Here is an 11,703-nt window from a genome sequence, read left to right as displayed (position 1 = left end):
CGCGGTAGCGACAACATCGGGGTTGCGGCTTCAAAGGCGGGTGACGCCTGGACCAGAAAAGGGTGAGCTCCAATCAAGTCAAGCACCAACAATCAAACCAAACCATCTGATTAGGGGGCGCCACCATATTGCGCTTCACTGGCTCTGACCAGTTGATCTAGGAACACATCTCGAGCTGGATGGACAACTTGCTGTTCGGGCAGGAAATAGGCCAGTTTGATCCTTGGTGCCAGAGAGCAGGGAACAAGCGAGATCTGATCGCGGAATTCGGACGCGATTGCGGCAGGATCTACAAACGTGAAGCCGAGGCCATCCCGTACCATCGACTGCGCGACATCTGAATTCGAGACCTCATGAGCAACCTCAAGGTTGGCTTCGTTTAGCGAAAGCGCTTTGTCGACGGCAAGCCGCACGACAGTATGCCGGTCCAGAGCGATGTAGCGTTCAGCATTTAAATCTTCTGGCGTCAGACACGCGCGACCTGCCAAGCTATGTCCGCGCATCAGCATGATCTTGAGTTCGGCTTCAGCAAGAAACCGGGTGCTGGGAACTTCAACCGGGATCGGGAATGTAGAAACGCCGACGTCGTAGTTGCCGTGCAACAGGCGCCGTCCAAACTCGCGGCGCGGGCAAACCTCGATTTTGTATTTTTGACTCCTGTCGTGGCTATCAAAGGCGGCCAGCGCGGGAATAACCAAACTGTTAACGATCCGTGGCAGTGACAGAATACGAAGAGGTATAATGGTTTCCGTGCGGTTCTGGGCAATCACCTTGGGGATGTTGTCGATTGAACTGAGGATCCGCGTTGCCTCAAGCAACAGAATTTCCGCTTCGGGTGTGGGCAGCAATCGCTTTCGGGATCGGAAAAACAAGGTTTCGCCAACCTGCTCCTCAAGTATGCGGACCATCCTGCTTGCTGCGGGTTGGCTGATGTTCTGATCAGAGGCCGCCCGGGACAGAGTTGCATTTTCCATGATCGAGACGAACAGCCTGAGAGCTTTGATATTCATAATGTTTTAGGACTTGTTCCATTTTATGAAAGAAATGATCCATTAATTCTAATTTATCAATGTGTTTGGATCAACTACTAAAGATTCGAGAGCGATTTGAAACAAAATTGGGAGTGAGAAATGCAAAGAAGAGATTTTCTCGGCGGTGTCGCTGCAACGGCGATGATGATGACGGCTTCGCCGGCTCTGGCTGAGTGGAAGCCGCGCCGCCCGATCAACGCAGTGGTGCCTTACGGTGCCGGTGGCGGAACCGACACGATTGCGCGCGCACTTACAGGGGCGGTTGGCGATGCGCTGCCTGTGCCAATTGTCATCGTGAACAAGCCCGGTGCTTCGGGCATAACAGGCGCAACCGAAGTGAGCCGGGCCAATGCCGATGGGGGGACGATCCTGATCACATCCGCCGGGTCGTTAGTCTTGAATTCAATCATGAAGGACATCGACATTGATCCCTTCGAGGATTTCGTGCCAATCGCACAAGTAGGCGACCTGACCACATCTGTCATGGTGCCGGCCAACAGCCCGTTCCAAACGATGGATGACCTGATCGCCGCTGCCAAAGAAAATCCGGGCGGCCTGCGTTGGGCGCACACCGGACGCGGTAGCTTTCACCACGTTGCGGGTCAGGGCTTCATGAATGCCGCTGGTATCACTGGCGTCGATGTGCCGTTCAAAGGCGGCTCTAACACACGGGCAGCCGTGATCGGTGGTCAGGTCGACTTCGGCATGATTGGCATTCAGCAGGCCACAGGTTTCAAAGATGAGCTGCGTGCTTTGGCATTGGTCAACAGTGAGCGTGACGCGTTTGCGACGGATGTACCTACCTTTGCTGAGTTGGGTATCGACGCACCGGTGATCAGCTCGCCAATCGTTGTGTTTGCGCCTGCGGGCACGCCAGACGACGTCATTGAAGCGTTGCAGGCTGCGGTTCAGACAGCGGCCGCCAGCGATGCCTTTACCGAGCAAATGGAAAATCGCGGCAACAAGCCGATCTTCCTCTCTGGCTCGGAAGTCAGCGCCAAGCTGATGAAAATGAGAGATGACGCGCAGGCGATCGTGGACAGCCTGTCCTAATCGACAGCCTGTCCCAACCAGCAATGCCGGAGGTTTGGCATGTCACGGATCAAAGAAGACGTTGTCATTGGCAGCGTGATACTCGCGATCGGTCTGGCGGCACTTGCCGCCAGTTTCCAGATCGAACCAGACTATTCCGGTCAGACGGGTGCGCGCGCGTTTCCGATAATGAGTGCCGGTGCGCTATTGCTATTGGGTGCGCTTCAGCTTTTTAGCGCATCCAGAACCGACGCGCGTCCTGCACCTGAGAAAAAGAAAGGTGGCCTGCGAGGTCCCTTTCTGCTCTTGGGGCTGGTCGGTGCCTACCTGTGGCTGATCGGAAAGCTGGGATACTTGATCGCCACCGGCCTCGTGGTTCCGGTGGCGCTAGCGATGTTTGGTGTTCGCAATCCGGTGGGATTGGTGATTGCGGCGGTTGTTGTGCCTGCGATCTATCACCTGATCTTTTTCGAGCTTCTGGGTGTGTTCCCTCCCTACGGTCAGTGGTTTGACCTTCTTGACGTCATAAAGGGCTGAAGTACGTGGATATTTTCATCGGTCTTGCGACTGTTCTGACTGATCCGGTTCTTCTGGCCTGGGTCTTTGCCGCCGCCGTTGTTGGCATGGTTGTGGGGGCCGTGCCGGGGCTGACAGCATCAGCCGCCATCGCCATGCTGGTGCCCCTGACCTACTATATGGATCCGCTCGCGGCGCTGGCGTTTCTTTACGTGATTGGCAAATCTGGCCGCTACGGCGGTTCCATCGCGGCAATTCTGTTCAATACGCCGGGAACGGCAGCATCTGCCGCGACCCAAATTGACGGCTATCCTTTGGCCCAGCGAGGGCAGGCGTCAAAGGCCATGAAGGTTGCGACCGTCTCCTCTGTGATCGGGGATTTCTTCGGCGAAATGCTCTTGATTGTTGGAATTGGTTTCATCGCGGCAATCGCGCTGAAACTGGGACCGCCTGAACTATTCGCTGTGTATGTCGCGGCCTTTGTTGTCATTGGCTCTGTGATCGGGGATTCGATCTTCAAGGGTTTGGCCAGCGCCGCCCTTGGCGTTCTGATAAAAATGGTCGGCGTCGATCCCATCACCGGGACCGAGCGTTACACCTTCGGTCAGATCGAACTGTCGGACGGCATTTCGCTTGTGCCGCTGATGATCGGGATTTTCGTCATGGGTGAGGTGTTTGAACAACTTGCCAAGCGTAGCATTCCGCCAGAGATGACGGACCTGCCTGATGACGAGGACGCGCGGGACAGAAATCGTCTGACCTGGGCGGAATACCGGCCCTGTTTGCCGCATGTGTTCCGCTCTTCGATCATCGGATCGTTGATCGGCATGTTGCCGGGACTGGGTTCGACCATTGCTGCCTTTGTCGCCTACGGAGAAGGCAAACGCCGCGCTAAAAACCCCGAAAAATGGGGCAAGGGCGCGCTGGAGGGCATCGCCGCCCCCGAGGCCGCCAACAACGCAGTGTCCGGCCCGTCGATGGCACCTCTACTGACGCTTGGTATTCCGGGGTCAACCATCGGCGCGATCCTTGTCGGCGTGTTCCTGATCCACGGCATCCAGATCGGTCCGACCCTGTTTGTTACCTCGCGAGAACTGGTCTATTCGCTGTTTGCCTGCGGTCTGATCGGGATCGTCGCCTACGGATTGGTCGGGTATTTCGGTGCGTCCTACATCGGACGTTTCATCACGCGCATTCCGACGAATATCCTTTATCCGCTGATCATGATCACTGCCGTCATTGCGTCCTATGTGTCGCGCGGTAGCCTGTTTGATGTCGGCGTGATGATCTTCTTTGGCTTCGTCGGCTGGGGTATGAAACGCTATAACTTCAACGCTGCGGCCTTTGTGATCAGCTTTGTGCTGGCCGGCGGTGCCGAAGAAGCCTTCCGCCAGTCCCTGCTGCTGTCTGATAGCGGTGTGTTGATCTTCCTCACCCGACCGATCGCGCTGGCATTCATCCTGCTGGGTGTTGGCGCGCTGTGGTTCCGCATCCGTTCACTCAGAAAACCCTCGATCAAGGCGCCTCTCAGCGACGCCTGATAAGAAACCCAGAAAAGGTTCAAGAATGCCGTCTAATACATATCGCCCCGACTTGATGGGATCCGCCACACTGGACAAATCTGGTCCCTTCGTATGCGGGTCTTGGACCTCATTGACGTTGACATACACGGCAGGGCATTTCGGGATTGACGATCTGGGCGGGATTAAGATCTCGATCCGGTCGGCATCCGACCAGACGCCGCCGCAATTCGAAGACCCCACAGCACCGGGATATACGACGATTACCGTCTCAAACGGTGCCAGGCTGAAATACTGGTATCGCAAGAACAGCAATATCCGGCCCTGGGGCAATACACTCTATATCCAGTGCCTGAAATTCCTGTCCGAAGGCGACACGATCACGGTAACAATGGGTGACCCTTCGCAAGGTTCGCCTGGTATCCGGATGCAGACCTTCGTGGAACACGCCTATGAATGGCGTGTCTTTGTCGATGCCTTTTCGACCTATGACTATACCGTCATGCCGCTGGACCGGCAGCCCAAAGTGCAGTTGGTTCCTGGCCCGGCGGCCGTCCACAAAGCCGTTCTGCCAAGCTTGCGCAAGGTTGGGGATAGCTTTGCTCTTGGGCTGAAGGCCGAGGACCGCTGGGGCAACCCGACACCGGATGACAAGGGCGTGTACAGCCTGCGCGCCTCTGCCCCCGTTAAGGGGTTGCCGGAAACGGTCAACATGGCGGAAAGCAATTGCGGAGCGGTCCGTTTGGAGGGTTTGTCTGTGGATGAACCCGGCGATCTGGTTGTCGAAATGCGGGACGACGCTGGTAACGTGGTGGCCAAGTCCAACACATTGCGCTCCTCAACCGAAACGCCCTTCCGGCATTATTGGTCCGACATGCACGGGCAAAGTGGCGAGACCATCGGTACGAACACCGCACGCCAGTATTTTGAATTTGGCCGTGACAAGGCCTTCATCGACATCTGCGGCCATCAGGGCAACGATTTCCAGATCACCGACACGTTCTGGCAGGAACTCAACGACCTGACGGCGGAACTGAATGAACCTGGCCGCTATGTGACGGTGCCGGGCTATGAGTGGTCCGGCAACACTTCTGTTGGTGGCGACCACAATGTCTGGTTCCGCACCGAGGGGCGGCCAATTTACCGCGCGCAGCGGTCCCTGATCGTGGACGAATCTACAGACGAAAACACCTGTATCGACGCCCATCAGCTTTTCGACCGCCTGAAGGACGAAGACGCACTGATTGTGGCCCATGTGGGTGGCCGATATGCCGATGTGTCCTTTGCCCATGACGCGAAACTGGAACCTTCTGTCGAAGTCCATTCGGCCTGGGGCACCTTTGACTGGATCTTCGAAGACGCCTATTCCGCAGGCTATCGTGTTGGCATCGTGGCCGCGTCTGACGGGCACAAGGGCCGCATTGGCGCAAGCTATCCGGGGTCCGGCAAATTCGGATCGCTGGGCGGTTTGACCTGCCACCTGATGCCGGACCTGACGCGGGACGATCTGTTTGACGCCTTCCGTCATCGCCGTCACTACGCCACAACAGGGTGCCGTCCCTATATTGATGTTCGTGTTAACAATCTGACCGACGGTGCCTTACGTAAGTTCCATGGTGATAGCGATAATATTGAGAGCGCCCATATTGGCGATATCGCCACCTGCTCCAACGAAGTCGTTGATCTGGAAATCGACATTTCAGCACATTCCGGGATTGAACGGATCGAGGTCAAAGACGGTCTGGAAGTGATCAAGCACATTCAGGTTGCTGCAGAGGAACGTCCCACAGGCAATCGCATACGCGTGCAATGTGAGGGTGCTGAATACCGGGGCCGCTCTCGTCGCGTAGATTGGGATGTAAACCTTGGCCTCACAAACGTGAGGTTGCTGAAAACCCAGGCAGTCAATTTCTGGAATGCGGACTGCGGGGTAACCTCGGACGAGACATCGGCCAGTTGGAGCTACGTCACGACAGGCGGGTCGCATGCGGTTGATTTGTGGCTGGATGATGCCACCTCAGGCGAGATCGCGTTCAACAGCAATGAAACCGACTTTACCATCGATCTGGCGAACCTGGGCACGGAGGATTTGGTCCAAAAGTGCGGTGGTCTTGAAAAAGCGGTTTGTGTCATGCGGCTGCCCGACGCGGAGTTGCCCTCCACCGCCACCCACACCGTCCCGGTCAACCTGACTCCCGGTTCTGAACGCTGCCTATTCATCCGCGTGGTGTTCGAAGACGGCCACATTGCATGGACAAGCCCGATCTATTTGACACTGGCATAGCGGCGAGACGTGGGAGAACAGCAGGATGCAAGAAAGCGTTGAAACGACAGTCGACCTGACCACCGAACTTGGTGAAGGTTTTGCAATCGATCCCGGCGGCATTCCGATTGACGTTCTTCAAGATATCACGCTGCCCGAATCCGGACGCAGATTGCACCCGCGGCATGTCTCGGAACGGGCGGATGAGGCACTTATTCCCCTGATCTCTTCGGCGTATCTTGCGTGCGGGCTGCATTCAGGCGATCCGGTTCATTTGGCGCGTCTGATCCCCGGGCTGCTGCAGCGGAACATTCGGATCGGGGCGCATCCGTCCTATCCTGACATGTTCAATTTTGCGCAACACCGCATAGCCATGACAAAGGAAGAAATAACCGCCTGCATTCTTTACCAGTTCGGCGCGCTGAGTGCCTTGCTAAAGCCCCACGGCGAAAAAATCCGCTATGTAAAATGTCACGGCGCGCTTTATTTCGACGTGGCAGCGGAGGACTGGGCCTGCGATGCCCTGGCCGATGCGGTGCGCATCTTCGACCCTGAGATCATCATTGTCACACCTGCCGGAACGACCACACTGCCACGGCTTCAGACGACGGGGTTGAGGATAGCGCGCGAGTGCTTTGCAGATCGTGGCTATGACCGCAGCGGACAAATCCTGCCCCGCAATCATCCCGATGCGTTGCTGACATCCGCAGATCAGGCTGTCGCGCAAATCATCAGCATCATGACGGAAGGATTGGTCAAAGCGTTCGATGGTGCAATGGTGCCGCTTGAGGCTGATACGGTCTGTTTGCACAGCGATACGCCGGGCGCTGCGGAGATGGGGCGCGACATTATCAAAGGGCTGCAAACGGCGGGGATCGAGATCGCCTCATTTGAGTGAGACGCGAACTGATGAATTTCCGAAGATCACACACTACCAACCTAATGTAAATAGGAGGACGATATGAAACTCAGGAACAGGATCAAAACGGTCGCCGCAACCGCGGTGCTCATGACTACACTGGCAACGGCTGCTGTCGCAGACTGGGCACCGTCGGGACCCATTAAGCTTTTGATCGGCTTTGGCGCCGGTGGTGGCACGGATACCCAGGCACGGCTTCTTGCCACGGAAATCGAAGGCCGACATGGCTGGCGCATCATCCCGGAGAATGTAGCCGGTGCAGGCGGCGCAGTGATGGCCGCAGGCATGAAAGATGCCCCGGCGGATGGCCTTACCATTGGTTTGGCGATCGATACAACGTTCAGCTATGGAACGATCAATAACGACTCCATCGCACTGGAAGACTTCACCTATATCACGACAACCGCAGCCTCTCAGTTTGGTGTCCTTGCGCGGGCCGACAGCGGGTGGAAGACCCTGGCGGATGTTCAGGCAGCCGCACAGGCCGGTGAAAAGATCGTCTGGACCAACGTCAGCCCGCTGACACAACTCGCCTCAGAGGTTGTCGCCAAGCATCTTGGCATCGAGGTCAACCATGTGAACGGTAGCGGTGGCAAAGCAGGGGTCAACGCGTTGGTTGCACAAGATGCAAACCTGGCTTGGGCCGGCGGGGCACAGCGTGGTCTGGTTGCGGCGGGCGAGATTGTTATTCTGGCCTCGGCCGAAAGTGAATCGCTGGTGCAAAACCCCGATGGTGAAACCCTCGCGGATGTGGGCATTCCCCAAACATTTGGTTTCAAGTTCACTCTTGCCGCGCCGGCCGGTCTGCCCGATGAGGCGCGGGATGCCATTGCCGATGCAGTCGTAGGGATCATCACCGACGATTCCACAGAGACAGCACAGTTCATTGCCAAGCAATACCCGCCTGCGGCAGTTGTTTTGACCGGTGACGAGCTGTCGAACTACCTGTCCTCGCAGAAGGGTGTCTACGAATCTCTGCTTGCCCAGTTCGGAAACTAACTGGACCGCAACGTACTGGAGAACTGCACATGACACGGCGTTGGGAAATCGGAATTGGTCTGTTTGGCCTTGTGTTTGCGCTGTTTGCGCTGACGTTCTGGTTTCCCAACGACATCAAAGGGGGTTTTCTAGAAACGACAATTGCAGGCAAATCCGCACCCGGCGACGCGTTCTTTCCTGTCATCCTGGCCATTCTCATCGCTGTTTTGGCGGCGGTGCAGGTGTTGCAGGGCGTTCTATTGCGCCTCGGCGGCGAGACAAGCACTAACGCGCAATACATCACATTGGATAACCTGAAGTTCCTCAGCGTTCTTGCAGTCATTGTGGGTATTTGCCTAGCGTTGATGTACTGGCTTGGTCCGTTCGTCGTTGCCCTGTCGGGTCAGGAAGCCACCTATCGCCAACTGATTGACACCGTGCCTTTCAAATACGTCGGCTTTGCCGTCGGAGGCGGCTTTCTGACCTGTACACTTATCTTCTGGGCGGAGGGCAAAGCGAGTATGCGCGCCGTGCTTGTGAGCCTTGTCCTGATCGCCGTCCTTATTCTGGTCTTCGACGTTGCCCTAAACAACGTCCAGTTGCCGCCCAATTCGGATTACTGATTTGGAACTTGCGCTCACCTATATCACCCTTGGGGTCCAAAGCGTCTTTTTTGATTCGACAGGTGCTTTCATCTGGCTTCCCGTTGTGATGGTTCTTGTCGGGCTGATCCTTGGGATCGTGATCGGCGCAACCCCGGGATTGAATGGCCCGTTTGCCATGGCAATCTCACTGCCAGTCCTCATTTCGATTTTTGGCACCGACAACGACGCCTTACTGCCTGTGCTCGGCTTCCTGATCGGGGTCATGAAAGGGGCGACCGTCGGTGGCGCTGTCCCGGCCATTCTATTCAACACGCCGGGGACACCAGATGCTTATCTGACAACGCTCGACGGATACCCGATGGCCCGCAAGGGCCAGGGGGTCAAAGCGATGAAGATAGCACATTTTTCATCCGTCTCAGGCGACACGTGTTCCGATATTGCGTTGTTTGTCGCCGCTCCCACGCTCGCCATCTCTATTGAAGCCGCTCTGGATCTGCCGGAAAAGGCGGCCCTCATCATCCTGTCGTTGTCGTTCATGGCGGCAGTCTCGGGGCGGTCAGTGACCAAGGGTCTGCTGACTGGGGTGTTCGGAATGCTGCTGGCCCTTGTCGGGACGACTCTTTCCGGGCACGGCGCACGGATGGCACTTGATATTCCGGACCTTGGAAACGGCCTGCCACTGACATCCGCCGTGCTGGGTGTTCTGGTTCTGGGTGAGGTATTCACGGCGATCGAAGACCAAACCCGTAACCACAAGGTCCAGAGCAATTTGGAGAACCTCGTGTCCCCGGGGGATCAGAGTTTCCGTTGGCCGGATGTGCGGCGCCTGCTTCCGACCATCGGCCGATCCGCGGCGATTGGCACCGGCATCGGGGCGCTGCCCGGCATTGGCACAACCCTTGCCGCAACGCTCGGCTACGAGGTGGCGCGAAAGAAATCGCCTAATAAGGACCGTTTCGGAACCGGTGAGCCAGAAGGAATCGCGGCCACAGAGGCAGCCAACTCTGCCGTTTCCGGTGCCAATCTGATCCCTGTGATGAGCCTTGGTATACCCGGCAACTTTGCTGCTGTTTTCCTGATCCTTGCCGTTGAATCGATTGGTGATTTTACGTTCGGCCCACAGGTCTTTCGTTTCACGGAAATCAAAGTGATCGAAGACTACGGCACCATTATGAACGAAGAGCTTGTGATCGCCTTTGGTATTTTCACGCTGATGGTCTTTGGCAATATTTTTAACTGGTCCATCGGGCGGTACGTGATGCTGTCGTTGGGGTTGCTGGCAAAGATCCCTACCACGATCACCCCGGCATTGGTTTTGCTGATCACGCTTACTGCGGCCTATGCGCAGGACGGTGGTTTTGTCGCGGTATTCACCGCCCTTGGGTTTGGGTTGATTGGGTATGTCCTGCGGCGGTTGGATATCTCGCTTCTGCCGTTCGTGATCGGGTTTATCCTCTCGCCAAAACTGGAGGAGTTGGTTCGCAGTGGTTACTCCGCTTCAGGTGGTGACCCATACTTCTTGCTCAAATCCCCAATCGCGTTGTTTTTTCTCCTGACCTCGCTTGCGATCATATTACGAGCCTCACAGAAGAAAGATGCTGAAACACTAAAGGATACGCTGAGTTGACGGAATCTCGGCTTCGAACATAATTCACACCACTTCCGGCTCTTGCGGGCGCGCCGAACTTGATAGGCTGGCCGCAGTGATCGATCTGGCACCTCGGGGTGACGGGTGGATCATACGGCATCCTCCCATGGCAGCGCGCGAAACCTGGGTGTTTGGTAAATGCCGTGCAGAACGAAGAACAGCGCGGCGGTCAGACCTTCTCGATCATCCCGTTTGTGGACAATGGCGAGCGGGAGCAGAGCGAAGGTGCCGGATTGTCGCTGGTCGCCTGATCACTGACCGAAGGTCACGACATATCGAGCAGGACGGTTGGGTCTCAGACCAACCGAGCAGGGAGCCGCGGAAACGTGGCTCCCTTTTGCTGTTTCGGCAAGGCTGACGGGTAATTTCGCGAATGGCGACCATCAATGCTCTGACGAGTAGGGTGCGACCAGCGTTACCTGCGGCTGTCGCCCTGACTGGTCGATCTGTCGCTATTCCTGAAACTGTTTTCGCGCCGATGCCAGTTTCACCCAGTCACGGCCACCAAAGGCGACGAGCGCGAGATAGATGATACCGGCTGCGACATCCGGTTTGAACACGATGGTCAGGCGTTGGCCGGACCCACCGTGGCGCACGAGCCAACCTCTGAGCCTCCCCGACAGTCGCACACCAGAGGTTGGATTGGACGCGATCGAGTCCAACAATACATCCACTTCATCAAGGCGACGCTCTGCTGCCGCAACATCCCCATCTGTCACGTCGACAATGTGATCCACCATGCCGATGAGATCCCGCTCGAAGAACGGGTGCCGGACGAAGTGCATCAGTTTCTTTGCGTCAAAGCAGCCAGATGTTCTCGGGCACTTCCAGTCACCCTCGTGGCTTCGCCAACCGGTTCCCACTGATCGAGTGGCAGTGACAAACGCCGTTCCAGTTCTGCCTCGAGAACGGACCTTTCCCGCTCACGTTCCGCTTTGGCCTTCGCCAATTCTCCGGAGACCGCCGCGCTCATGTTTGGATACTCCCCGGCCTCGACCAGTTCTCTGGCGAAGGCGTAGGCGGTATCCGTAAAGCTGACGGTCTGTTTCTGAACGCTCATGTCGGCTCCTTTGGTATTCCAACAGACTACCGCGACGGACGTCCATTGGCAATGGCGTTCAGGTTCAGGCCAGCGCAGGGACAGATAGGCTGACGGCTTCACCCGCTCGTTCGCCAAGTCGCAGGGGAGAA

General features: G+C 56.7%; 11 protein-coding genes. 8 read left to right on the top strand and 3 right to left on the bottom strand.

All coding sequences use genetic code 11. The features are described from left to right. Positions 1-110: 110 nt before the first annotated feature. The gene (locus V6N02_RS22255; protein ID WP_371229907.1) at positions 111-1,010 is read right to left on the bottom strand and encodes a LysR family transcriptional regulator; all 900 of its coding nucleotides are present in this window, start codon (positions 1,008-1,010) and stop codon (positions 111-113) included. A gap of 120 nt (positions 1,011-1,130) precedes the next feature. On the opposite strand from V6N02_RS22255, the gene V6N02_RS22250 reads away from it, so the two are divergent. From V6N02_RS22250 to V6N02_RS22215, 8 genes are all read left to right on the top strand, one after another. Then, a complete protein-coding gene (locus V6N02_RS22250) occupies positions 1,131-2,084 on the top strand; it encodes a Bug family tripartite tricarboxylate transporter substrate binding protein (RefSeq protein ID WP_371229905.1) in 954 nt (317 codons plus the stop codon). Between the two features lie 39 nt (positions 2,085-2,123). Continuing rightward, entirely contained in the window at positions 2,124-2,600 is a 477-nt protein-coding gene (locus V6N02_RS22245) for a tripartite tricarboxylate transporter TctB family protein (protein ID WP_371229903.1), read from the top strand. A gap of 5 nt (positions 2,601-2,605) precedes the next feature. Beyond that, positions 2,606-4,120, top strand: coding sequence for a tripartite tricarboxylate transporter permease (locus tag V6N02_RS22240; RefSeq protein ID WP_371229899.1), 1,515 nt, complete (start codon positions 2,606-2,608; stop codon positions 4,118-4,120). A 118-nt stretch (positions 4,121-4,238) separates the two neighbouring features. Beyond that, positions 4,239-6,383, top strand: coding sequence for a DUF3604 domain-containing protein (locus tag V6N02_RS22235; RefSeq protein ID WP_371229896.1), 2,145 nt, complete (start codon positions 4,239-4,241; stop codon positions 6,381-6,383). A 25-nt stretch (positions 6,384-6,408) separates the two neighbouring features. Continuing rightward, entirely contained in the window at positions 6,409-7,260 is an 852-nt protein-coding gene (pxpA, locus tag V6N02_RS22230) for a 5-oxoprolinase subunit PxpA (protein ID WP_371229894.1), read from the top strand. A 63-nt stretch (positions 7,261-7,323) separates the two neighbouring features. Beyond that, positions 7,324-8,280 (top strand): Bug family tripartite tricarboxylate transporter substrate binding protein, encoded by a 957-nt coding sequence (locus V6N02_RS22225; protein WP_371229892.1) that lies wholly within the window; start codon positions 7,324-7,326, stop codon positions 8,278-8,280. Positions 8,281-8,351: 71 nt separating this feature from the next. Continuing rightward, positions 8,352-8,882 (top strand): hypothetical protein, encoded by a 531-nt coding sequence (locus V6N02_RS22220; RefSeq protein WP_371229888.1) that lies wholly within the window; start codon positions 8,352-8,354, stop codon positions 8,880-8,882. Between the two features lies 1 nt (position 8,883). Continuing rightward, the gene (locus V6N02_RS22215) at positions 8,884-10,491 is read left to right on the top strand and encodes a tripartite tricarboxylate transporter permease (protein ID WP_371229886.1); all 1,608 of its coding nucleotides are present in this window, start codon (positions 8,884-8,886) and stop codon (positions 10,489-10,491) included. A gap of 473 nt (positions 10,492-10,964) precedes the next feature. Here V6N02_RS22215 and V6N02_RS22210 read toward each other — a convergent pair whose 3' ends face one another. Next, positions 10,965-11,297, bottom strand: a complete 333-nt coding sequence (locus V6N02_RS22210; RefSeq protein WP_371229883.1) for a type II toxin-antitoxin system RelE/ParE family toxin — start codon at positions 11,295-11,297, stop codon at positions 10,965-10,967. Beyond that, positions 11,297-11,572: a hypothetical protein gene (locus V6N02_RS22205; RefSeq protein ID WP_371229880.1), complete on the bottom strand. Its 276-nt coding sequence runs from the start codon at positions 11,570-11,572 to the stop codon at positions 11,297-11,299. The genes V6N02_RS22210 and V6N02_RS22205 overlap by 1 nt, the downstream gene beginning before the upstream one ends. Positions 11,573-11,703 lie beyond the last annotated feature (131 nt).

The sequence above is a fragment of the Roseovarius conchicola genome (genome assembly GCF_041403425.1).
In the GTDB taxonomy this organism is placed as follows: Bacteria; Pseudomonadota; Alphaproteobacteria; order Rhodobacterales; family Rhodobacteraceae; genus Roseovarius; species Roseovarius conchicola.
Note: the sequence above shows the minus strand (reverse complement) of the source record. Positions and strands in the feature narration are given on the sequence as shown.

What these genes read in the sequence shown, in the direction of transcription:
- V6N02_RS22210 (WP_371229883.1), bottom strand. Translation starts at nt 11,297, where the DNA reads ATGCACTTCGTCCGGCACCCGTTCTTCGAGCGGGATCTCATCGGCATG.
- V6N02_RS22245 (WP_371229903.1), top strand. Translation starts at nt 2,124, where the DNA reads ATGTCACGGATCAAAGAAGACGTTGTCATTGGCAGCGTGATACTCGCG.
- V6N02_RS22205 (WP_371229880.1), bottom strand. Translation starts at nt 11,572, where the DNA reads ATGAGCGTTCAGAAACAGACCGTCAGCTTTACGGATACCGCCTACGCC.
- V6N02_RS22225 (WP_371229892.1), top strand. Translation starts at nt 7,324, where the DNA reads ATGAAACTCAGGAACAGGATCAAAACGGTCGCCGCAACCGCGGTGCTC.
- V6N02_RS22255 (WP_371229907.1), bottom strand. Translation starts at nt 1,010, where the DNA reads ATGAATATCAAAGCTCTCAGGCTGTTCGTCTCGATCATGGAAAATGCA.
- pxpA (WP_371229894.1), top strand. Translation starts at nt 6,409, where the DNA reads ATGCAAGAAAGCGTTGAAACGACAGTCGACCTGACCACCGAACTTGGT.
- V6N02_RS22250 (WP_371229905.1), top strand. Translation starts at nt 1,131, where the DNA reads ATGCAAAGAAGAGATTTTCTCGGCGGTGTCGCTGCAACGGCGATGATG.